Annotated in this window: 26 protein-coding genes; 21 read left to right on the plus strand and 5 right to left on the minus strand. The window is 41.5% G+C overall.

Features of this window, described 5'->3' with window-relative positions; genetic code table 11:
* Positions 1–136 precede the first annotated feature (136 nt).
* The 3 genes from MIS45_RS09660 to MIS45_RS09670 all read right to left on the minus strand — a co-directional run bounded on the left by MIS45_RS09660 (position 137) and on the right by MIS45_RS09670 (position 3,119).
* A complete protein-coding gene (locus MIS45_RS09660) occupies positions 137–907 on the minus strand; it encodes a creatininase (RefSeq protein ID WP_249446778.1) in 771 nt (256 codons plus the stop codon).
* A gap of 55 nt (positions 908–962) precedes the next feature.
* Positions 963–1,901 (minus strand): DMT family transporter, encoded by a 939-nt coding sequence (locus tag MIS45_RS09665; protein WP_249442432.1) that lies wholly within the window; start codon positions 1,899–1,901, stop codon positions 963–965.
* Between the two features lie 87 nt (positions 1,902–1,988).
* Positions 1,989–3,119: a serine/threonine protein kinase gene (locus MIS45_RS09670; protein ID WP_283397266.1), complete on the minus strand. Its 1,131-nt coding sequence runs from the start codon at positions 3,117–3,119 to the stop codon at positions 1,989–1,991.
* A 908-nt stretch (positions 3,120–4,027) separates the two neighbouring features.
* Here MIS45_RS09670 and MIS45_RS09675 point away from each other — a divergent pair.
* The 11 genes from MIS45_RS09675 (at position 4,028) to MIS45_RS09725 (ending at position 10,095) form a co-directional block, all read left to right on the plus strand.
* Positions 4,028–6,016, plus strand: a complete 1,989-nt coding sequence (locus MIS45_RS09675) for a DNA topoisomerase IV subunit B (RefSeq protein WP_249450391.1) — start codon at positions 4,028–4,030, stop codon at positions 6,014–6,016.
* 147 nt (positions 6,017–6,163) lie between these two features.
* Positions 6,164–6,379 (plus strand): hypothetical protein, encoded by a 216-nt coding sequence (locus MIS45_RS09680; protein ID WP_249450392.1) that lies wholly within the window; start codon positions 6,164–6,166, stop codon positions 6,377–6,379.
* A gap of 76 nt (positions 6,380–6,455) precedes the next feature.
* Entirely contained in the window at positions 6,456–6,710 is a 255-nt protein-coding gene (locus tag MIS45_RS09685) for a hypothetical protein (RefSeq protein ID WP_249450393.1), read from the plus strand.
* A 2-nt stretch (positions 6,711–6,712) separates the two neighbouring features.
* Complete coding sequence (locus tag MIS45_RS09690) at positions 6,713–6,862, plus strand: hypothetical protein (protein WP_249450394.1); 150 nt, start codon at positions 6,713–6,715, stop codon at positions 6,860–6,862.
* Between the two features lie 70 nt (positions 6,863–6,932).
* On the plus strand, positions 6,933–7,499 hold the full coding sequence (locus MIS45_RS09695) for a hypothetical protein (RefSeq protein ID WP_249450395.1): 567 nt from the start codon (positions 6,933–6,935) through the stop codon (positions 7,497–7,499).
* Entirely contained in the window at positions 7,483–8,376 is an 894-nt protein-coding gene (locus MIS45_RS09700) for a replication initiation factor domain-containing protein (protein ID WP_249451377.1), read from the plus strand. Before MIS45_RS09695 ends, MIS45_RS09700 begins: the two co-directional genes overlap by 17 nt.
* Positions 8,367–8,696: a hypothetical protein gene (locus MIS45_RS09705; protein WP_249450396.1), complete on the plus strand. Its 330-nt coding sequence runs from the start codon at positions 8,367–8,369 to the stop codon at positions 8,694–8,696. The genes MIS45_RS09700 and MIS45_RS09705 overlap by 10 nt, the downstream gene beginning before the upstream one ends.
* 4 nt (positions 8,697–8,700) lie before the next feature.
* Positions 8,701–8,889, plus strand: a complete 189-nt coding sequence (locus MIS45_RS09710; protein WP_249450397.1) for a hypothetical protein — start codon at positions 8,701–8,703, stop codon at positions 8,887–8,889.
* Between the two features lie 152 nt (positions 8,890–9,041).
* The gene (locus tag MIS45_RS09715; protein WP_249450398.1) at positions 9,042–9,257 is read left to right on the plus strand and encodes a hypothetical protein; all 216 of its coding nucleotides are present in this window, start codon (positions 9,042–9,044) and stop codon (positions 9,255–9,257) included.
* A 17-nt stretch (positions 9,258–9,274) separates the two neighbouring features.
* Positions 9,275–9,586, plus strand: a complete 312-nt coding sequence (locus MIS45_RS09720) for a hypothetical protein (RefSeq protein WP_249450399.1) — start codon at positions 9,275–9,277, stop codon at positions 9,584–9,586.
* A gap of 2 nt (positions 9,587–9,588) precedes the next feature.
* Entirely contained in the window at positions 9,589–10,095 is a 507-nt protein-coding gene (locus MIS45_RS09725; protein ID WP_249450400.1) for a hypothetical protein, read from the plus strand.
* A gap of 121 nt (positions 10,096–10,216) precedes the next feature.
* Here MIS45_RS09725 and MIS45_RS09730 read toward each other — a convergent pair whose 3' ends face one another.
* Positions 10,217–10,501, minus strand: a complete 285-nt coding sequence (locus tag MIS45_RS09730; protein WP_249450401.1) for a hypothetical protein — start codon at positions 10,499–10,501, stop codon at positions 10,217–10,219.
* 31 nt (positions 10,502–10,532) lie between these two features.
* On the opposite strand from MIS45_RS09730, the gene MIS45_RS09735 reads away from it, so the two are divergent.
* From MIS45_RS09735 to queC, 10 genes are all read left to right on the plus strand, one after another.
* A complete protein-coding gene (locus MIS45_RS09735; RefSeq protein ID WP_249450402.1) occupies positions 10,533–12,188 on the plus strand; it encodes a virulence factor TspB C-terminal domain-related protein in 1,656 nt (551 codons plus the stop codon).
* Between the two features lie 2 nt (positions 12,189–12,190).
* Positions 12,191–12,478, plus strand: coding sequence for a DUF2523 family protein (locus MIS45_RS09740; RefSeq protein ID WP_249450403.1), 288 nt, complete (start codon positions 12,191–12,193; stop codon positions 12,476–12,478).
* Between the two features lie 108 nt (positions 12,479–12,586).
* Positions 12,587–13,681 carry a zonular occludens toxin domain-containing protein gene (locus MIS45_RS09745; protein ID WP_249450404.1) on the plus strand — a complete coding sequence of 365 codons (1,095 nt, stop codon included), beginning with the start codon at positions 12,587–12,589 and terminating at the stop codon, positions 13,679–13,681.
* 315 nt (positions 13,682–13,996) lie between these two features.
* Complete coding sequence (locus MIS45_RS09750) at positions 13,997–15,010, plus strand: IS110 family RNA-guided transposase (RefSeq protein WP_249450405.1); 1,014 nt, start codon at positions 13,997–13,999, stop codon at positions 15,008–15,010.
* 293 nt (positions 15,011–15,303) lie between these two features.
* Complete coding sequence (locus tag MIS45_RS09755) at positions 15,304–16,203, plus strand: hypothetical protein (RefSeq protein ID WP_249450406.1); 900 nt, start codon at positions 15,304–15,306, stop codon at positions 16,201–16,203.
* Positions 16,204–16,358: 155 nt separating this feature from the next.
* On the plus strand, positions 16,359–16,484 hold the full coding sequence (locus MIS45_RS09760; RefSeq protein ID WP_249445794.1) for a lipoprotein: 126 nt from the start codon (positions 16,359–16,361) through the stop codon (positions 16,482–16,484).
* A gap of 4 nt (positions 16,485–16,488) precedes the next feature.
* Positions 16,489–17,211, plus strand: coding sequence for an endonuclease/exonuclease/phosphatase family protein (locus tag MIS45_RS09765; RefSeq protein WP_249450407.1), 723 nt, complete (start codon positions 16,489–16,491; stop codon positions 17,209–17,211).
* A 48-nt stretch (positions 17,212–17,259) separates the two neighbouring features.
* Complete coding sequence (locus MIS45_RS09770) at positions 17,260–18,624, plus strand: MATE family efflux transporter (RefSeq protein WP_249451378.1); 1,365 nt, start codon at positions 17,260–17,262, stop codon at positions 18,622–18,624.
* A gap of 274 nt (positions 18,625–18,898) precedes the next feature.
* Positions 18,899–19,489, plus strand: a complete 591-nt coding sequence (locus MIS45_RS09775; RefSeq protein ID WP_249450408.1) for a hypothetical protein — start codon at positions 18,899–18,901, stop codon at positions 19,487–19,489.
* A gap of 105 nt (positions 19,490–19,594) precedes the next feature.
* Positions 19,595–20,242 (plus strand): 7-cyano-7-deazaguanine synthase QueC, encoded by a 648-nt coding sequence (gene queC / locus MIS45_RS09780; RefSeq protein WP_249442438.1) that lies wholly within the window; start codon positions 19,595–19,597, stop codon positions 20,240–20,242.
* Positions 20,243–20,385: 143 nt separating this feature from the next.
* On the opposite strand, the gene MIS45_RS09785 is transcribed toward queC, so the two are convergent.
* Entirely contained in the window at positions 20,386–21,771 is a 1,386-nt protein-coding gene (locus MIS45_RS09785; RefSeq protein ID WP_249450409.1) for a DHA2 family efflux MFS transporter permease subunit, read from the minus strand.
* Positions 21,772–21,783 lie beyond the last annotated feature (12 nt).

The following is a 21,783-nucleotide window of genomic DNA, read 5'->3' on the forward strand; positions in this document are numbered from 1 at the left end:
GGATACATTTCAATACATACTCCAATCAAAATTTAATTTCATCAGATAACTACGCATTTCATGTATCCTGCAACAATCACTCAATTAAGATTACATACAAATTTATTTTTATATGTAAAACTTTCAATGATAAATTTTAAGCAAACTCTGTTTGAATTGCTTTAACCATTTCACTCACTGCAACCTCAGTCAAAATACGACCTTTTTCTGCAGATGATGGTTTGGCGGAAGACAGGCAGCCTGAATGAGGTGTTCTTTCTGGAATTTCTGGCAACACATCATAATTAGTCAGTTGTGCTGGTGGATGATCCATCACTCTATCCATATGTACCAAATCAGGGAAATGTTCTAACATTAATGAAGTTTCCAAAACCCCACCATGCTCAATATCCCAACCAGGGAAACCATCAGGATACAATCTTTCCAAAGCTTCAGGGGTAACAAAATCCCAATAAGATAAAATCAAAACTTTAGGTAGTTTATCTGAAATAGCACGAATATCTCTCAATGCCAATTCAACACCTTCGTACACGAATTGATAGTTTTCATAGTGTCCATTTACAAACACCATTTTTTTCAGTCCATGACGGAATAACTCATTTACTAAAGTTCTAGCCGATTCAATGACATGGGCTGCACTAAATCCAAATGTTCCGACTATGTGTGTTCCACCTCCTGAACGAGGTTGAGATTTATAACCAAAGGCAATTGTTGGCGCAACCAATCCATCAATTTTTTCAGCTACTAATTCAGCCATTTTGGTAGATAAAATAGTATCTACACCCAAAGGCATATGCGGACCATGTTGCTCAACAGCACCTACTGGTACAAGCATTACTGTTTCAGCATTAGAAATTTTTTCACGATAACTAAATGCGTCAATTCGCATAATATTTACTTCTGCCATGATGCACCTCTTACTAATGATGTATGTTAATAATAATTATTTAGAAATAATTCAATTATTTATTTTCTAACGATTCAGATTGTTTAGGTTTTTTCATTGCAAAGAAGATTTGAGAAACACCGCCCAAAATAATCAAAGCACCACCTAACATTTGCATTCCTGTAATAGGTTCAGCAAACAACGCAATCCCCAATAATGTTGCCATAATTGTTTCTTGGTATGAAATAGTTGCCAATTCGCTTGCCAGTAAGATTTTAGAAGCTACTGTTAAGAAAAAGAAAGCACCAAAACCAGTTACTGTCGCAGCAATAATCAAAACTATCCAACCACGACTAGTCATTTGGGACAAATCAGGTTGCATAAAGAGCAAAATAATACCAATAGTACAAATAGCAAATAAGAAGTTAAAGAAAGAACGAACATCTGAATCAACATCGCCACGATAACGGCTAAAGAACAAGAACAAGCCATAAGCAACGCCAGAACCCAAAGCAATTAAATTACCTTTCATATACTTAGGATCTAGACTTAAACTCATTTCAATACCATTTTCACCGTTGCTAATAATACCAATGATTAATAAACAACCTATGAATACAGCTACTAATGATGCTGCAGTCAATTTAGTAAATGGTTCTTTTAAAAAGATTGTGGCTAGTAATGTTGAATAAATCGGCCCTGTGTAAATTAAAAATGCCGCATTAGATAATGTCGTCAACTGAGTTGACCAAACATATAGACCAGAAAGCAAGCCTAAAAATATACCGCTTAAAAAGATTGTAGGGGAAAACTTAATTTGTTTGACTTTATATAATTTGCCAGCAACGGCAAAAATTAAAATCATTCCAATAAAACCAACAAAACTACGAGTAAAAGAAATAAACATACCTGGTGCTTCAATATACCTGGCGAATGCACCGATACCACCCATCAAACTTGAAGACAAAAACATGAAACCAAAGCCTTTAAGTTTTTCGCGACTTGTCGTATCCATCTTAAGACTCCTAAATTTTAAGTTAAAATAAGTCATGAACAGCTAAACCCATCCATGACTTATCTCTAGCTATTACAATTTAAACAATTAAACTAAAGTAGCATCGTTGAAATTGCGATTTGGGAAGTAATCTTCACAACCACCTTCACGATATACGTCAGCAGTAGCGCAGTGTAATGCACCACCGAATGGGTAAGCATCGCGGAATGGAACTGGGATTACGTTCATGCCCAATTTGTCCATTTGTTCCATTTGGTTCACTTCTGAAGCTTCGCAAATCACAGTTTTGTGATCCAATACCAAGCAGTTCATAGACAACCATACTGAGCTGTAGCACAGTGGAGGAGGTTCTTTGTGAGCAGGCATAGCTGCATCAACAATTTCCCAACCGTTTTTCTCGAAGATTGCACGTTGTTCTTGTGGCAAACGACGAGTTGGGTTGTTAATAATCAAACCTGGACGCAGAGGAACAAATGTTGCGTCAATGTGGATTGGATATGGGTCACCTGGGAAGTTAACTGCGTGAACAGTCAAGTTTGGATAGTAGCGTTTGAACCATTCCATTGCAGTGCGGTTAGTAGTCAAACCATGTTGAATGAACAAGTCTTTACCTACACGCATAATGTCTGCAGCGTCCCACATTGGTTCGTGTTCAGTTGTCACGAAGTCTTTGTTTGCTGTACGAACCAAACGTTCTTCCAATGAAATTTTTTCATCGTAGTAGTTGTGTTTGTATGATTTGTCAGTCAAACGTGGACGAGGAGCTTGAGTCCATTTGAATTCTGGGTCTTCGTCAAAATATTTTTTCATCAGAGGCCAGAAAGCCAGATATTCAAAGTAACGGCAACGGAATGAGTTAGCAGAAGCCATAATTTCATTACCGATTGTCAACAGAATATCACGAGGAGGCATACAAGTCATCATAGATTGAGTACGGAAATCTGGAGTGATGACTGGTTGGTTCCATTGCAATGGAGTTGGGCGGTCAACTTTAACGCCACGATCTTCCAATACTTTAGCCAAATAGTTCAGTTGAGCATTTGCTTTTTCAACTGTTTCTAATGGGCGAGGACCCCACATGCCGCGCATTTCGCTGTCTACAGGCACTTTTTCAGAAGTAGCTGGTTCTTCATCAGGGATTACGCTGTGATCTGCCACACCAACGATAATGTGTTTTAGAGGGTCAAAGTCGTTCCAAGAGTTAACGATTTTTGCCATGATAATTCTCCTTACAGCACTACATTCAAAAGACTAACACTGGTAAACTCACAGGTTAGCAACGGGTTAAAATCTACGAAACGTGATAACTACAATTTTTGTAATCATCGAGATTAAACAACATTGCTATCGTTTTTTCTCTCTCGCTCCGTATCTCTTGATGCGCATTTTAACGACTTGCCGTTTTTTTAAAAGTCAAAAAAGAATAAGATTTATGTCAAAAAAATACGAAGCCCTACAATTCAATCAAAAATCAAATTAACCATTTGTTTATATGTAAAAATATTTTTCAATCAAGCAGCCTGAAAAATATTTTTCAAGATATTTTTTATACTATTTGTAGCATTTTGATAGTTGTATTTTGATGCTTTTCAGGCTGCCTTTTATTGGCAACCAATGTTTCCAAAATATTTCCGTTATTCAAGACACAATTTTATGTGGAATTTAGCTTACTATCTACTAAAAATCACATTTCGCCATGGTTAAATGATGAATATTACATTCTTCAAATAGATGACCTAAAAATGCAAATCCCGAATATTTCATCTCCATTATCTATTTTAATATTTCAGACCACACACTCCAATAAAGATAATGATCAATTTATACAAAATCTTATTTAATAATAAAAAATTGAATGACAGTATCCGCCTACACCTATTTCAGAGACTTTAATTAAAAGATACCTAAAATGATGGATATTAAACTCCTCAAATAAGCAGCCTGAAAACACACAATACCCAAATATTTTTCACAATTTTTGTTTCAAATACTTCAAGCCAAACTTTTGCAAAACTCAAAATAACAGGTCGGATACAAGTATCCGATAGTTGTTACAAGTTTTCAGGCAGCCTGAAAGACTTTTTGCGATACAATACGCCCCCTAAATTTTCAACATTACATAATTTATGGCTCAATTTAATCAGTATTCAGAAGAAAGCATTAAAGTTCTCAAAGGTTTAGAACCCGTCAAAGAACGCCCTGGCATGTACACCCGCACCGACAGCCCCACCCACATCTGCCAAGAAGTCATCGACAACGCCGCAGACGAAGCCTTGGGCGGCTACGCCACACAAATTGATGTGATTTTGCACGAAGACGGCTCGCTGACCGTGCGCGACAACGGACGCGGCATCCCCACAGGCTTACACCCGATTGAGCAAATTCCCGTTGTAGAACTGGTATTTACCCAACTCCACGCAGGCGGCAAATTCAACAAAAAAGACGGCAATGGCGCATACGCCTTTTCAGGGGGCTTGCATGGCGTGGGCGTGTCCGTAACCAACGCCCTGTCCACGCGCTTGGAAGTAACCGTGAAACGCGAAGGCAAAATCTCACGCATCGTGTTCGCGCATGGCGAAGTAATTGAAAACCTACACGAAATCGGCAAATGCAGCCTGAAAGACACAGGCACCGAAGTCCGCGTGTACCCCGACCCCAAATACTTTGAACAGCCCAACTACAATTTAGCCGAATTAGAACGCCTGCTCCGTGCCAAAGCCGTGTTATTGCAAGGCGTGAGCGTGTCGCTAACGCGCCACATAAAAGGGCAACCTGAAAATACCGCCCACACCCAAACATGGCATTATCCGCAAGGTTTACGCAGCTATCTCGCTGATTTATTGGCAAACGCGCAAGAAGCCGTTCCCATTTTCGCTGCCGAAAACTACATTTCAGGCAGCCACGAAGATTTCCGCGAAGGCGAAGGCGCAGCATTCGCGCTCACATGGCTGGAAGACGGAAATTGCGCCAACGAAAGCTATGTCAATCTCATTCCCACGCCATTGGGCGGCACGCACGAAGCAGGTTTGAAGCAAGCCGCTTTCCATGCCGTGAACAATTTTATCAATCATCACAATCTCTTACCGCGTGGCGTGAAATTGCAAAGCGATGACGTGTTCAACCGCGTGGCATTTGTGCTGTCCGCGCGCGTGCTTGACCCACAATTTCAAGGGCAAACCAAAGACAAATTGACCAACCGCGACGCGCTCAAATTGGTGGCGACTTTGTGCGCTGACCCATTGGAATTGTGGCTCAATCAAAACGTGGAAATGGGCAAGAAAATCGCGGACTTGGCGATTAAACAAGCCCAAGCGCGTATGCGTTCCGTGAAAAAAATTGAGAAGAAAAAAGGCTCGGGCGTAGCCGTTTTACCTGGCAAATTAACGGATTGTGAAAGCGAAGACGTGCGCGAAAACGAGTTGTTTTTGGTGGAAGGCGACAGCGCGGGCGGTTCAGCCAAATTGGCGCGAGATAAACGTTTTCAGGCAGTCTTACCTTTGCGCGGTAAAGTGTTGAATAGTTTTGAAATTCACAGAGACCAATTATTTGGCAATGCCGAAATCCACGACATTTCCGTGGCGATTGGCGTTGACCCACATGGCGCAAATGACGATGTGGATTTGAGCGGTTTGCGTTACGGCAAAATCGCCATTTTGTCGGACGCGGACGTGGATGGCTCGCACATTCAAGTTTTACTTTTGACGCTTTTTTACCGCCATTTCCCGAAATTGGTGGCAAATGGCAACATTTATGTGGCACAACCGCCGCTTTTCCGCGTTGACGTGAACGCGCAAGGCAAAAACAAGCCCGCCCGCAAATTGTACGCGCTAGACGAAAGCGAATTGAACGCGATTTTGGAACGATTGAGCAGCGAAAAAATTCGCGAAAACGGTTTTTCCATTAGCCGATTCAAAGGCTTGGGCGAAATGAACCCCGACCAACTGAAAGACACCACCTTGCACCCCGACACGCGCAGATTATTGCAAGTACAAATCCCCGAACAGGACGCAGCGCACACGGAAACCGTGTTTCTGAAACTGATGGGCAAAGGCGAAGCCGCAAGCCGCCGCGCGTGGATGGAAGCGGAAGGGGATACGGCAGAAGGGGATATTTGAAAATGTGATGTTTTCAGGCAGCCTGAAACCTTATATATTGCCCCCAATTCAAGGGGCAGTCAAAAATTTAAAATCACGGCGAAAGCCCCTTGAATTAACTAATGTTAATTTTCAAGGGGCTTTTAACATGAAGGAAGTAGGCAAGAGATGAGCAAAATAGACATGAACGTCCGCATAGACAGATTAGTAGAAAGTCAAAACTACCGATTAGGCTTAATGCTAATAGAGAACGGCAAGATGGGTAAATTTGAAACCTACATTTGTCAAACGCTCGCCGAAGTCTGCGAAAGAATAGCCAAGTTTGAAGCACAAAATCTAACCCTTATATATTGCCCCCAATTCAAGGGGCAGTCAAAAATTTAAAATCACGGCGAAAGCCCCTTGAATTAACTAATGTTAATTTTCAAGGGGCTTTTAACATGAAGGAAGTAGGCAAGAGATGAGCAAAATAGACATGAACGTCCGCATAGACAGATTAGTAGAAAGTCAAAACTACCGATTAGGCTTAATGCTAATAGAGAACGGCAAGATGGGTAAATTTGAAACCTACATTTGTCAAACGCTCGCCGAAGTCTGCGAAAGAATAGCCAAGTTTGAAGCACAAAATCTAACCCTATTTGAAAACGCCATAGATTACCAAAAAACCGACTGGCGAGAGTTAGCAAGACAAAACAAAGCGAAAAAGGCAGCCTGAAAATGAAAGATGTTCAAACCACACAATTAGCCAAACAAGGCAGCATCGCGCAAGGCGGTGGCTGGGGCAGCGCAAGCGACACTTGCCAACGCCAGCGCGATGCAAGCCCCCCTAGGCTAATAGGGGGGGAACAAACAAAAATCCCTAAATAGCCATACAGGGGAACAAATAAAAAAATTTACTTAAATTCAAACAAACCAAGTTATCAAGGGAACTTAAAAAATGACCACTCTAGATTTCCAAAACTACGAATACTTCACCCACGCCGTAACCGTAGGCGGAAAAATCCTAGAAGTTCCCTTACGCAAAGGACAAAAAGACAGCGCATTCATAGACGCACTCACATTCACAATCAAGAAACAAACCATAGACATCAACAAAGGACTGTGCATCACAGATTTAGAGTATGTCGCCGCGTATAGCGAAATCCTACAAGACATTTTCGGTTTCGGCGTAAGCGAAAAAGCAGGTAAAGGACGTTATTTCTACAACGCATTCTACCGACTCGGCACCAAAGAAACCGAATATGGGACACTTCACATCGGCGGACAAAGAGAAACCATCTTAATTGAATTAACAGGTATAGTCGTAGAAGTGAAAAAGCAGTACAAGGCGACAACGTCCGCCGTGTGTGAAAACACATCAGGACGTTGGCAACGCTGTAATGATTTTTCAATTCTGCGACTATACAGGCTGCCAAGCAGCAAAACCAGGTTGGGAACAAAGACTATACCAATTCCTAACCCAAGCCGTCCGTCCAAGAATTACACGCATAGACTGCGCTCATGACTTCTTCAATGGCGAATACAGCCCAGAACAAGCCATGTTAGACCACAACAAAGGTTTATTCAACCGTGCAAACAAACGCCCAAAAAGCGAATGCAAAGGCACCGCCTGGCGAGAAGAAGACTACACAGGCAAAACATTCTACATCGGGAGACGTGGCAGTTCCAAACTCGTCCGCGTTTACGAAAAAGGCAGACAACTAGGCGACAAAGACAGCCAATGGACACGCTTTGAAATAGAGTTCAGAAACAAAGACTGCGTTATTCCACTAGAAATTCTAACCGCACCAGGCGAATTTCTCACAGGAGCCTACCCAGTCGGAGAAACCCTGTTTACAACAACAGCCCAATCCATAGAAGCAGCGACCGAAAAAGTGAACATCACTTTTGACAGCAAACTAGCCCACGCCAAAAACCAAGTCGGGCGCATGGTCCGCTTCCTAAATGATATTGGCTGGACACCCGAACAAATCATAGAAGCCCTAATTGGCGAAGAAGACAAATACCCAAAAGGCTTAAACCCAGAAGAATACGACTGCGACAAAGCTCAAGTTCACTATCTCACAACAGAAGACATTGACTACACCGAATTGCCAACAGACGAACTAGACGAAGTCATCAAAATAGAAACCGCCATCAGAATCTTTGACCAAGACACCCAATTAAAAACCGATTGGCAAAAACAACTGATAGCCGAATTTCCAGACGACTTCAAACGCTGGCTAGACATCTGGAAACAGCAGCAATACTACGGCATTAACCACCATTTACGCGAAGCCGAAAATTTAAGAAGAGAACAAGAAAGCCATCTTGACTATCTCTATTCCAAATACGGCACATTTTTTCCAACCCAAACTAAAAGGACAACATCATGTCATTAAATTTTAACGAACAAACCCCACTCATCTACCAAAAGAAAATTGTCATGGGCGTATCCCGCTTCAAAGGCGAAGTAGATAAAAACCAAATTGACAACTGCAACGTCTTAATCGCAGCCCCATTGAGCAGCGACAAAGATAACGCGAAAGGCTTTGGCGTAGCCAAAGTCCCCTTTGGCAAAAGCGACAACTTCAACAAATTTCTCGGTGTAACGTTCCCCTGCGAAATGGAGTTAGCCTTCGTTACAGAAACCAACGCATCAGGCAAACAACGCGAAGTTCTGAAAGACATTCGCCTGATTGCTCCACCAGCAAAAGGATAACCCTATGCAAATCAAATACATCGTGCAGGATTTGGAAACGTGCGAATTCCTGTATCCCTCGCCCGATGGCGATGTAGGGCAAACGCCCTACATAAAACAGGCAGGGCATTTTGAAGAAATGCAAGATGCCCTAGATGCAGGGGAAGATTTAGGCGCACCCTTTACCATTTTTACTTTTTACCTACCTAAATAGGCAGCCTGAAAAGCAAAAAGCAAATTCAGCCCAAATCAAATTCAATCCAAAACCCAAACCCAATTTACTGCGTGCCGGGCGGTTGCGCAGATAAACCCCTTGATAACCGCCCATTTTCCATTTTTTTAACTTAATTTTTAAGGAGTTCAATCATGAACATCAAACAAAAAATGACTCGTGTAGCAGTCGTATCCACAGCAGCATTGGCAACCGCAAGCGCACAAGCTGGCACAATCGCAGATGCAGTAACTCAAGGCACAACAGGCTTGGTTGAAGACTTGGGGGCAACAGGCGCGATTGTAATCGGCATTGTCGTAGTCGGCGTTGGCATCGGCGCAGCAATCCGTATGTTACGCAAAGGCGGTTAATCTTAAGGAGCTACCATATGAAAGGTTATAGAGTAGGCGGTCAATGCTTCGCCACTTCGGAGGAAGCGTCCAATTACAAAATGAGTATGGTAGTTCCGACCATTACGGCGGACGGGGAATTAAAAACCCCCGTCTACCAAAATGGTAACTGGTATTACGGCACTCAAAAAATAGTTCTCACATTTCCAGAATGCGACCCAAAAGAATCTTTTATAGAAGGTTTACAAGTTGGGACTATGTTAATCGGACTATTTTTACTTACTTTCGGCATTAAAACGGCAATAAGAATGCTGTATGCAATCAATCAAGACACAAATAGCGAGTGTTAAAAATGGAGACAGGTAAACCCAAACCAGGCATGGAAATGATAGGCGGTGGTGGTTCAAGTGGTGGTGGTTCAAGTGGTGGCGGTTCAAGCGGAGCGAAAACTCAAACAGTAGTAGGTCAAGCCATTCAAAAATCCACAGAAGGATTAAACACCGATTTATATGTTGTTTCAGGAATTTTAATTCTCATAACCGTGATAATTGTTGGTGTAGCAGCAGTCATCAAAATGATGAGAGAAGCCGAAATGGGAGAACTGCGTATAGACATGACCGATGAACAATTTGCCGATGAAATGTTTAGCTATCAAGACGGAGAAGAACATAGCCATTTTACCGATGAATTTGTTCAAGACTTCTTTGATGAAACAAACGAGCATACCGCTAGCACCTTTGCGAGCGAAATGTTTACAGATGAGCCACCAGATGACCCGATAGACCAATTTGTAACAGACATGTTTACAGAAACTGACACAACAGAAAGCGAATTGGAGTCACAAGATGAGAAAGGATAAAAATGAACGACACAATCATGTTTTTACTCGGGCTGCTGTTCACAGCACCGTTTTTACTCTTATTTTTTTAATGGGCTGGATATGGCAACAATAAAAGGCAGCCTGAAAGCTGCCTTTGTGATTATTCTTGCTGAATTTTGATTTTTTGATATTGAATTTTTAAAGCATTAACTGCCGTTAATAGTGCAGCATCAAACAGATGTGGATTATCTAAAATGGGTTGAAGTTGTTCCATGCTTGCCATAACACCTAAATAAACAGGTTTATTGGTTTGCATTTCTTCAAAGGTCATTTTGTCTATTTCAATGTGTGTTGAGCAGCTGAGAATTCCTAAATTTTCTTTAAAAGTGCCACTCCATAAATTCACACTTGGGCTGTATGTGAAATCTTTAATGTCGTAATCCATTTGTTTATCTCCGTGAAAGTTGAAATATATCATGAAGCTTTTTCGTATTTTAATTCCTTTTTTTCTTTTTGTATCACTCAATTCTTTTGCTGATACTGCCTATATCCCACCTAATACTCCACAAGCTGTTATTACTCGTACTGCTAATGGAAATCCTATTCATGTTAAAACTCCTATTAGGGGCGGTGCCACATATTCTGGGAGTCTTGATAGTGGTCTTACAATTAATGTTCCAAATAAACAATTCAACAGCGTAAAAGCCCAAAACGGCAACGTAACCGCCACCAAAACCCACCCCGCCACCTTTACCGATTCGCACGGCGCAAAAGCAACAGGCACCGTCAACACCCAAACCAATGTAGGCAAAATGAGCAATTTAAGCAAAGGCTTTGCCACCTACGCAGGTGTAAGTATCGCTGGTGCAGTCGTCAACAGTCCTCACGCTCAACAAGCAGCTCAATCACTCGGGCAAGGAGACTACGGAAAAGCAGCTGCTCACGCAACAGCAGCATTTGATTTCTCTGGTCTCGGCTCTGGTCTTTATGGTTTATTTGACATTTTCCAAAACGCCAGGGCAGGCAAAGAAATGGGAAAAGCCGTTCAAAATGCAGCTGCACAAAAAGCCCAAGCTGCTGCTCAACAGGCAGAACAACAGCGTAAAAACAATGAAGATTTTAATAAATACCTTCCAAACCCGGCAACAGGTAAACCAGCAGTTTACCCTAAATTATTAATAACGGAGGGCTATTATGGAGGTCATGTCAAAATTCTTCCTCATGATTCTAATATTGGTCAAGGCGGTACAAAAAGTGGACATTTTTTTCAAGAAATTAACTGGGGGTTCGGGGATTGGAATTGTTACAGCCGTAGCTGCTATCCTCCTTCTGGTACAACTTGGCATTCCGTTCAAGTAACGGAGAAAAACTACGACCAGTATAAAGATGCTATAGCTCAAGCCATTAATTCATCGCCTAACACCTTAACTCTGGAAGATTTCCTGTTAAATCAGCAAGAAATTATGGCAATTATTGCAGATTATTTGGACAAGAATCTCGCCCAAAATCAAGCCTTAACAGAAGCCATCACCAACATGATGTGGCAGTTAGGCGCGGGAAACGGCGGTATTGGCGCAGAAAATACACAAACTACAATAGTAGGCAGCCAAGCTGACAACACCTTCGTCTCTCCCCCCTACACACCTGCTGGAAGCAACCAAGCTCAACAAACTCAATTTGTTGTAAACCAAGACGGAAGTGTAACCACATCAACGATACCACGTCCAGACTTAAATGCACATACCAGTCAAGCACCAACACGACATCCGATAGGACAAAACACTTCATCAACACAATCACAGACAGAAACGCCTAAAAGCCAATCAACAGCTTCTGCACCTGATATTTGTGCGATGAATCCTAACTCTTTGATGTGTAGCCCTTTGGGCAACATGGACTACGAAGACATAAAGCTACCGACAAATACGGTCAATATCAGCTTAAACCCTTTAAATATTTTTCAAACAACAGGCGTATGCCCACCACCAGAAGAGTTAAATTTATTGGGAAACCGCTTCTTATTCAGCTATCAGCCAATGTGTGATGGTGCGTTGAAATTGAGACCATGGTTGATTTTTCTTGCCATGATTTTATCGTTTTTAATTGTGAAAGATTCAATAGAAAGGCAATAAAAATGAAAGGTTCTATCGGTTTATTACTCACATCGGTTTTTACCACGCTAGCCGGCAAAATCATGGCTGCTCTAGGCTTGAGCATCATAACCTACACAGGTGTAACCGCGTTGCAACAACAAATGATTTCCCGTATTTCCAGCGGATTAGATGACATTCCATCAGCTTCATTACAAATCTTCTATTTAGCTGGCGGCGGTGTCGCTTTAAACTGGTTAATGTCTGCCATTTCCTTTTCATTGGGATTCAAAGCAGTTTCTAAACTAGGGACAGTATTCTCAAATAAATAATTAATAAACAATGATTTATTAATTAAATTGAATTATATTTAAGGGGTTAATATGATTAGTTTAATAACAGGTATGCCAGGCATGGGCAAAACCAGTTTAATGGTTTCTATGTTGCTCAATCGCAAGGATTTAAAAACACGCCCTTTGTATGTAGAAGGTATTCCAGATTTAAAATTGCCACACGAAGAAATTCCCGAAGGTCATTCAATGGAAGATTGGCATGTTTGGGCACCTACTGGCGCGATTTTAGTGATTGATGAAGCACAAAGAATTTTCCGTCCGCGTTCTGCTGGCGCAAAAGTACCTGAACATGTTCAAGCGTTGGAAACTCATAGACACAAGGGTGTTGATATTTTTATTCTTACACAGCATCCACGTTTATTAGATGTAAATGTTCGCTCTCTCGTTGGTGAGCATCGCAATATCAGCAACACCCTTCTTGGTGTTCGCCGTGTCAGCTACTGGGCGCGCTGCGCCAATCCTGAAAGCAAAACAGATATTTCTGAAGCAAAAAACAGCGTCTTCCGTCTTCATAAAGATGCGTTTGGTTTGTATAAATCTGCTGAAGAACACAATAAAATTTCAGGTAAACGAACCATGTGGATTTATATTATTCCAATCGCAATAATTTTCAGTATATTCATGATTTTACATATGATAAACCGCTATAATCAGCGATTTGGAACAGATAAAAATCAAACAAATCAAACAACGATAACGCAACAACATCAAATAGCATCACAAGCACAAATGCAGCCTGATAGTGTGCCTGTTGGTCAGTATTCAGGCAATGCACACAATATGAGTGTATCTGAACCTACTCAACCACAAAGGCAGCCAATTAAAGTTGAAGACTTTAAGCCTGATATTGAAGGCAGACCGTGGACAGCACCGATTTATGATAATTTTAATCGTAATTATCAGACGATGCCTTACCCAGTTATGTGTGTTAAATCATCTAAAAAATGTACTTGCTATACGGACCAAGCGACACCCATTAGAGATATGGATAAAGGTTTATGTATGGATTTTGCTGAAAACGGCATTTACAATCCATATTTGAAAAACGAATATCAAGATGTTCAGCCAAGTGAAACCGTTGGGCAACCAGTTCAATCGACTGCGCAAATATCCGAACTTGGCGGCGAGCCACTTCCATCACTCAGCCCCGCCAATTCAAGTCATTTGAAAGTGATTCAGTAACTTCATTATAGGTGCGATTTTTGTAAATGTTACTATGCCCCAAGCATAGTAACGTTTGCAAAAATCGTACCCACCAACCGTAGGGCGGTAGTCGTTGAATTTCACAAACATAAACCAAAAACCCTAAACCATTTCTACGGAGCTGGTTTAGAGATTTTGGTTTAGCGCAAAACTAAAATCAGGCTGCCTAGATAGAATAGAAACCATAGTTTCAAACTGTTGCAAAGAATTATCGGGCAGCCTTTATCTATTGAAGATTGACTATCATCATAGCCGTTGTGAACAACAATAGGCTGCATATAAGGAAAATCCCACATGAACGTAATCGCACTAGATATTTCAAAGGCTACAGCTGACTGTCATCTCAAAACAGCCAAAAAAACCGACAACCTGAAAATAAGCAATGACATTTCAGGCTGCCTAAAAATTGATGAGTGGATAAGGAAACACCGCATCCGAAAGCTCATTATCGCAATGGAAGCAACAGGGATTTATTATGAAACCATAGCCAATTATCTTTCACAGAAATACGATGTTGTAGTGATTAATCCACTCAAAATAAAAGAATACGGCAAATCCCTATTCAATCGCACCAAAACTGATAAAGCCGATGCCATACTCATAGCAGAATATGCTTATCGTCATCACGATAAACTAGACTTCTACATCGCTCCCAAAAATCATCAATACCATCTTCACAAACTCATCGCACTCTACTCACAACTCAATCTACAAATCACGCAACAAAAAAACCGAAAACACGCATCACAAGATGATTTTACTCATGCTGTTCACAACGCTATTATTCAAACACTTGAAGAACAAATGTCGCTGACACAAAATGAAATTGAAAAAATGATTAAGAAAAATAATGAACTAAATCAACAGTACAGAAATCTGTTAACCATTCCCAGCATTGGCAACAAAACCGCTCCCATTATTTTGCACTATCTTAACTCACGAGATTTTAAGAATGTAAACAAGTTCATGGCATTTTGCGGACTAGTTCCCAAAATTGAACAATCAGGAGAAAGTGTCAATAAAAAATGCTCGCTTTCTAGATATGGACACAAGAAACTAAAAGCAGCATTCTTTTATCCTGCTCTGGTTGCGTATAACTACGGCTATTTCCCTAATTTGGTTAAAAACCTAGAAACAGCCAAAAAGCCCAAAATGGTTATTATCACAGCCATTATGCGAAAGCTCGCCAAAATCTGTTACTGCATACACAAATCAGGTCAGCCATTTGACAAAGAAAGGCATCAGAAACAAACGTTCAAAAAACCAATAGAACAAATAGAACAAACACAAGAAACCCAAAAAGAGTAGTAAGCAGCAATACGCGCGGAAAAGTCAAAGAATAGCGCAGCTTTGACTAAAAACACCAATTAAATCAACACGATTACAGAGTAAAAACTGTACTCGTGCCATTTTACAATCTGAAAAAATGTCAAATAAATATACACAAATAAATCAATGAGATATAAATATTTTAAGATTTGTTATTGACGAGCTATACTATCATCTTTGCAAAACTGCGGAACCCTTTAAATTGCCGTCATTCCCGCGCAGGCGGGAATCCAACATTGGGTTAAACAAACTTTTGTTTCTTAAAGTTAAAAATGGATTCCCGCCTACGCGGGAATGACGATGGCTTTTCTTTTTCAGGCAGCCTGAAAGGAATAAAAATGGTTGAAATTAAAGAAAATCCTTTGTTTTTCTTGGTTCTGCTATTTGCTGCAATCACACCGTTTTGTTTTTATAGCTTGTTGGGCTTGGAAACCTTGTTTGTATTTGGCATGATGACATTGTGCTCTTCTCTTGCCCTATTAAGCTTATTTTTATCAAATGGCAATTTAGATGTATTTGCTTTCAAATGGATTTTGTTGCTTTTCGTAACCATGCCTTATGTGGACATGGTTCATGAAATGTGGGGGCGTTCATGGTTCTTTGTTTACTGGGGAATAGCATTTTTCGTTTATGGCTTGAATGGCTCGGTTTATTGGGTTAAATGGCTCAAAATCTGCGTATTATCGGTATTATTGTTTGTCCCGATTGCTTTATATTTTGAATACACAACAGAAAAACAAGACATTATTGCCAACCGCACCCAAACCCTTTCAGGCAGCATTCCCGAAAGCCCATCCAGTTTTACCAAACCATGTGGCAAAGGGGGACGTTGCACATTTTATTTTTTGGATTTGGCTGGCGTGAAGTTTAATTGCGACCTACATTCAAAAAAGGCAATGGACAAATTCATCTGCCAAGACATCTACCAACACGCAGGCAAAACCGCCACAGCCCAATACATTCTTGAAAATCAAAAAGAAGCCCGTCTTGTTTCCTTGCGCGTGGACAATCAAATACTTTGGTCGTCCGAACAAACATTGGCGTGGTATCAGCAGAGAGAACAAACTTTGTGGCGCGAGTTTGGTGCAGGTTTGTTGCCCATCAGTTTGCCATTTTTGTTGCTGTTTGCGTGGGCGCGGAAATTGACGTTTCAGGCTGCCTTTTTGTATTAAAATAACTATAATTGCTTATCCTAATTACCAACTTTAATAGTGAATTCAATTTAAACTAGTACAGCGTTGCCAGCTTCCTTATGTACTATGTGTAACGGCGGTCGCTGTCGCCTTGTCCTGATTTAAATTGAATCCACTATATATAAACAATCATCATGAAAAAAATCCTACTCACCCTAACACTCATCGCCACTCTTTCAGGCTGCGCCCATACCCATACCCACATCAATGCCAATAACGGCGGCGTATGGGGTTCTATTGGACAATCATATCGCTGGTAAAACCATGAAAATTTTAAGCTACAACATTCAGGCTGCCATCGCATCGGACAGCTATTTCAGCTATATTTCGCGCTTACATCGCCAAATTTTACCCAGCCCTGCCAAAACACAAATATTATCCAACATCGCCAAATACATCAGCGATTTTGACATTGTTTGCCTACAAGAAATTGATTTAGGAGGCTTTCGCAACGGCTTTGCCAACCAAGTACAACAACTATTAAGCCAAACCCCCTTTACACATTATATTTACCAAACCAACCGCATCGTTGGCAAATTATCAGTACACGGCAACCTGATTTTAAGCAAATACCCCTTGCGCGAAGTTGTCAACACCGCCCTACCCTCGCGCATCAAAGGACGCGGCATTTTAGCCGCCCAAGTACAAACCGAATCAGGCGAATTTGTCGTTGCCAATGTCCATTTAAGTTTGGGTGCGCTTGACCAATTCCATCAAATACGCTTTATTCGCCAACAACTTGAACCTTTTGAAAACGTCATCGTGATGGGCGATTTCAACTGCCCCCCCGAAGCCGAACAACTTTGCTTGCTTACCGACCACGATTACATCCGTTTAAGCGATGGCTTACCCACCTACCCAAGCTGGAAACCACAACGCACACTTGACCACATTTTTATCAAAGGCAGCCTGAAAGGACATTGCCGCGTAAGCCAATTTACCGCATCCGACCATTTACCTATCATTTTGGAAATTGATAATGCCTAATACAGCCTGAAAACATTTTCAGGCTGCCTCATCTTAAAAATAAACATGATGCTATTTGACCTAAACCGTTATTCTATCAACGATTTCAAACACGAAACTCGGCAACTGCTTACCCTTGCCCTACCCATGATGCTCGGTCAAATCGCCACCATCGCCATCGGTGTTGTCGATACCATTATGGCAGGCGCAGCAGGTAAAGCCGATTTATCCGCTGTCGCACTAGGCAGCTCCGTTTTTGTAACCGTATTCATCACATTTATGGGCATCATGGCAGCACTCAACCCCATGATAGCCCAATTATTCGGCGCAAACAAAACCGATGAAGTTGGCAAAACAGGGCAACAAGGCATCTGGTTCGGCATTATTTTCGGCATCATCGGCATGATATTAATGCTCGCCCTAATCGTACCGCTAAAAAATTATCTGCACATGGACGATTATATTGAAGCACAATTCGGACAATATCTCTTCTATGTCGCCCTTGCCATGCCATTCGCACTCGTCTATCAAGCATTGAGTGCCTACGCCAGCAGCCTAAATCGCCCCAAACCGATTATGTGGATAAACTGGGCAGCGTTAATCATCAATATCCCTTTGAATTGGCTATTTATTTTCAAATTCAACATGGGTGGTTCAGGCGCAGGTCTCGCCACCTTATTCATCTTTTGTTTCAACAGTTTCGCCCTATTTTGCCATATTTGGAAAAATCCCTATTTCCAACCATTTGGGCTGACACAAACTTTCAGGCTGCCTGAATTGACTGCACAAAAAAACATTTGGAAATTAGGCTGGGCAATTGGTTTATCATATTTTTTGGAAGTCAGCTTATTTAGTTTTATCGTTTGGTTGATTGCCGATTTGGGCGAAGATTTTGTCGCCGCCCAACAAATAGTCGGCAACTTAAACAGCATGGTGTACATGATACCGCAAGCCATCGGTTCTGCCGCCACCGTGCGCGTGGGGCAAAGCATCGGACGGCGACAATTTGCCCGAGCGCGTTATATTTCAGGCGTATCTTTACTATCAGGCTGGGTACTTGCGCTATGCACATTTACCTTATTGCTCACGCTCAATCAAGCACTGGTCGGCTTGTACACCCAAGATGCCAGCGTGTTACATATCGGCGCAAGTTTGTTGATTTTTGTTGGATTTTTCCAACTATTTGATTTTACACAATGTATCGCATCATATGCCTTACGCGGTTACAAAATCACCCGTGTACCGATGGTCATTCACGCGATTGCTTTTTGGTTGCTTGGTTTGTTACCTGGGTATGCGCTGGCGTATTGGGCAAATATGGGCATTTACGGTTTTTGGGCAGCGTTGATTTTATCGCTTGCTTCCGCCGCCAGCGCATTGGTTTGGTATTTGAACAAACGCAGTTTATGGGCAATGAAAAATCGTGCTTTGTAAACAGGTATTTTTCAGGCTGCCTATATCATCAATAATATAGTAAATTAAAATAAGCAATCTGCTTCGTTGTCCACACCCTTATGTATTATTTGTACACGGCGGGCGTGGTCGCCTTGTACGTATTAATTTGAAACGACTATAGTTAAATCTGGTTTTCAGGCAACCTTACAGTACACGACAATTTTTGTGAAGTTGTAGGTCGGGCATTCATGCCCGACTTACGGAAATGTTTTTTGTCGTGTACTGTAAGGCAGCCTGAAAACAGGAAAACATCATGGATTACACCCAACTTACCCAATCCTACGCTACACCCGATTTTACCGCGCAAGTGCAAGCTGAATTGCAACAAGTACAAGCTGCCCTGCGCGCTGGCGAGCGCATCATCACATGGCAAATTCATCAACCCATCAGCCCCGAAGAAATGGGACGACGCATCCAAATATTAAAAATGGGTAATATCATCAGCACCATCATCAATTTGGTCATTATCATCTATGCCACCCATTTTGTATTTCCCAATGATGCAGAACTTCGCTATATCATCATTGGCATATCACTCCTACCTCTTATCGGCTTTGGCTGGTTTGTACACCGTTATCTGCCCAAAAATCTGCATAAACAAACCATAACACGGACGCAGATTATGCTTAATGCAGACAAGCAAATTGCCGAAATTGTGCTGCCTAACCGTACCAAACGCAGCCTGAAATGGCACAGTTCCGCCGTTTTACCTGCTTTTATTTTGCCGCATTCATGTATAGTCGCAGAATTGAAAAATCATTACAGCGTTGCCAACGTCCTTATGTGTTTTCACACACGGCGGACGTTGTCGCCTTGTACTGTTTTTTCACTTCTACGACTATAGCAGCGATTTACGCCGTTTACGCGATGAAATACAACATCATATTAGTCAAATAACAGGTTTATCTTTTGAATAAAGGCAGCCTGAAAACTTGTAGGAAAATACAAAATGAAACAAGCACTTGTTATTTTTTCTGGTGGACAAGATTCCACCACTTGTCTGTTCCAAGCGATTGCTGAATATGGCACAGAAAATGTCCAAGCCATCACATTTGCCTACGGACAACGCCATCAAATTGAACTGGAACGCGCGGCATGGATTGCCAACGATTTACATATTAAGCAAACGGTACTGGATTTATCGCTGATTTCCGCCATTACGCACAATGCTTTAATGGACGATGCCGCAGCCATTGAAACCAATGCCCAAAATCTGCCTAATACTTTCGTGGATGGACGCAATGCCTTATTTTTGCTGTATGCCGCGATTTATGCCAAGTCTCAGAATATTCACGATATTTTCATTGGTGTATGTGAAATCGATTTTTCAGGCTACCCTGATTGTCGCAATATGTTTATCCAATCTATGAATGTTACTTTGAATTTGGCAATGGCGTATGACTTTGTTATTCACACACCATTGATGTGGCTAAATAAAAAAGAAACATGGGCTTTGGCAGATAAATTGGGCGCATTTGATTATGTGCGCGAACATACTCACACTTGTTATTTGGGCGTGGACGGTGGTTGTCATGAATGTCCTAGTTGCGTGTTGCGTGAACGCGGCTTGGCGGAATATTTGGCGGAGAAATTATAAGGTTTCAGGCTGCCTTGGTTTATAACGGCAGCCTGAAACTTTTTTCTATAATCATTCAAAATTAAAGCAGAGTTTTTGCTATCGCTTTATCTTATTGTTTAATTTCTAATTAACTAGAAAATTTACGAACACAGGTTCTAAACTCATCGCCTAATCAAATTTTCCCCATCACGCGGATGCAATCGTGCAAAAATCAAACCCGATACAATCGTAAAACTTCCCATAATAATCAGTGTGTAACGAAAAGCTGTGTGCATATTTGGCACAATTTCAGGCTGCATACTGAAATAACGCAATAATGCCGCAGAAATAGCTGTACCAAATCCTACCGCAAGCTGTTGATTAACAGACATTAAACTTGTACCACTTGCGGCTTGATGTTGGCGTAAGTCGGCAAGTGTTAGCGTGTTCATACCCGTGAATTGAATGGAATTGCATAAACCCATCAACAACAGTAATGGTAATAATGTCCACAAGGGGGCATTGGGCGAAGGAACAGCGAGTAACATAATAATGATGCCACCCATGCAAGTATTGGCGATGAGCATTTTGCGATAACCCAAACGCATTGCCATTGGTTTAACAAGCGGTTTGGCGGCAATAGAAGCCAATGCCACAGGTGCTAATGCCCAACCTGCTAATGCTGCGCTATGCCCTAATCCAACTTGTAGCAACAATGGTAATAAAAATGGCATAGAACTCATGCCAATGCGACTCATCAAATTACCTGATAAACCTAAACGGTAGGTTCGTACACAAAATAAATTTTTGTCATATAATGGATTTTCAATGTGATGCGCATGCCGTGTATAGGCAAATAAAGCGGAACAGGCAAAAAATGCAGACAATCCTGCAAACCAAGTTGCATTGGGATATTGTATCAATTCAACGGCAAAACTTATGCCAACCGCACCGCTGCCAAACAATAAAAATCCTAATAAATCAAAAGGTTTATTTTCACTCATGCGTGGAAAATCGGGCATGATTTTGTGTGTAAACCATGCTGCCGCCAAACCAAAGGGTAAATTGATAAGAAAAATCCAATGCCATGATACATATTCCACCAAATAACCGCCCACAACAGGCCCTAGAATTGGACCAATTAATGCGGGCATAACGACATAATTCATCATATTAATCAACTGACTTTTGTCATACGCACGCACCATCACAAGACGTGGCACAGGGGTCATCATCGCGCCACCAATCCCTTGTACAATTCTCGCTAATACCAGTAAAGATAAATTAGGTGCGGCAGCACACAATGCAGAACCTGCTACAAAAATAATCATTGCCCAAAAAAACACGCGTTTAATGCCAAAACGGTCGCATAACCAACCACTCAAAGGCATCAGCAGAGCCAATGTCAGCACATACGATACGATTGCGGTTTGCATATGCAAAGGCGATTCATTCAAATCTCTTGCCATTGTGGGTAAGGCGGTATTCAGAATGGTTGCATCCAACATTTGCATAAATACACATAATGCGAGCAACATGGGAAGAAAACGATGCGATTGTGAAGTCATGATTGATATAGT

The sequence above is a fragment of the Wielerella bovis genome (genome assembly GCF_022354465.1).
Classification (GTDB): domain Bacteria; phylum Pseudomonadota; class Gammaproteobacteria; order Burkholderiales; family Neisseriaceae; genus Wielerella; species Wielerella bovis.

Coding starts and splice junctions, on each gene's coding strand:
- MIS45_RS09660 (WP_249446778.1), bottom strand. CDS start 907: ATGGCAGAAGTAAATATTATGCGAATTGACGCATTTAGTTATCGTGAA.
- MIS45_RS09665 (WP_249442432.1), bottom strand. CDS start 1,901: ATGGATACGACAAGTCGCGAAAAACTTAAAGGCTTTGGTTTCATGTTT.
- MIS45_RS09670 (WP_283397266.1), bottom strand. CDS start 3,119: ATGGCAAAAATCGTTAACTCTTGGAACGACTTTGACCCTCTAAAACAC.
- MIS45_RS09675 (WP_249450391.1), top strand. CDS start 4,028: ATGGCTCAATTTAATCAGTATTCAGAAGAAAGCATTAAAGTTCTCAAA.
- MIS45_RS09680 (WP_249450392.1), top strand. CDS start 6,164: ATGAGCAAAATAGACATGAACGTCCGCATAGACAGATTAGTAGAAAGT.
- MIS45_RS09685 (WP_249450393.1), top strand. CDS start 6,456: ATGAGCAAAATAGACATGAACGTCCGCATAGACAGATTAGTAGAAAGT.
- MIS45_RS09690 (WP_249450394.1), top strand. CDS start 6,713: ATGAAAGATGTTCAAACCACACAATTAGCCAAACAAGGCAGCATCGCG.
- MIS45_RS09695 (WP_249450395.1), top strand. CDS start 6,933: ATGACCACTCTAGATTTCCAAAACTACGAATACTTCACCCACGCCGTA.
- MIS45_RS09705 (WP_249450396.1), top strand. CDS start 8,367: ATGTCATTAAATTTTAACGAACAAACCCCACTCATCTACCAAAAGAAA.
- MIS45_RS09710 (WP_249450397.1), top strand. CDS start 8,701: ATGCAAATCAAATACATCGTGCAGGATTTGGAAACGTGCGAATTCCTG.
- MIS45_RS09715 (WP_249450398.1), top strand. CDS start 9,042: ATGAACATCAAACAAAAAATGACTCGTGTAGCAGTCGTATCCACAGCA.
- MIS45_RS09720 (WP_249450399.1), top strand. CDS start 9,275: ATGAAAGGTTATAGAGTAGGCGGTCAATGCTTCGCCACTTCGGAGGAA.
- MIS45_RS09725 (WP_249450400.1), top strand. CDS start 9,589: ATGGAGACAGGTAAACCCAAACCAGGCATGGAAATGATAGGCGGTGGT.
- MIS45_RS09730 (WP_249450401.1), bottom strand. CDS start 10,501: ATGGATTACGACATTAAAGATTTCACATACAGCCCAAGTGTGAATTTA.
- MIS45_RS09735 (WP_249450402.1), top strand. CDS start 10,533: ATGAAGCTTTTTCGTATTTTAATTCCTTTTTTTCTTTTTGTATCACTC.
- MIS45_RS09740 (WP_249450403.1), top strand. CDS start 12,191: ATGAAAGGTTCTATCGGTTTATTACTCACATCGGTTTTTACCACGCTA.
- MIS45_RS09745 (WP_249450404.1), top strand. CDS start 12,587: ATGTTGCTCAATCGCAAGGATTTAAAAACACGCCCTTTGTATGTAGAA.
- MIS45_RS09750 (WP_249450405.1), top strand. CDS start 13,997: ATGAACGTAATCGCACTAGATATTTCAAAGGCTACAGCTGACTGTCAT.
- MIS45_RS09755 (WP_249450406.1), top strand. CDS start 15,304: ATGGATTCCCGCCTACGCGGGAATGACGATGGCTTTTCTTTTTCAGGC.
- MIS45_RS09760 (WP_249445794.1), top strand. CDS start 16,359: ATGAAAAAAATCCTACTCACCCTAACACTCATCGCCACTCTTTCAGGC.
- MIS45_RS09765 (WP_249450407.1), top strand. CDS start 16,489: ATGAAAATTTTAAGCTACAACATTCAGGCTGCCATCGCATCGGACAGC.
- MIS45_RS09770 (WP_249451378.1), top strand. CDS start 17,260: ATGCTATTTGACCTAAACCGTTATTCTATCAACGATTTCAAACACGAA.
- MIS45_RS09775 (WP_249450408.1), top strand. CDS start 18,899: ATGGATTACACCCAACTTACCCAATCCTACGCTACACCCGATTTTACC.
- queC (WP_249442438.1), top strand. CDS start 19,595: ATGAAACAAGCACTTGTTATTTTTTCTGGTGGACAAGATTCCACCACT.
- MIS45_RS09785 (WP_249450409.1), bottom strand. CDS start 21,771: ATGACTTCACAATCGCATCGTTTTCTTCCCATGTTGCTCGCATTATGT.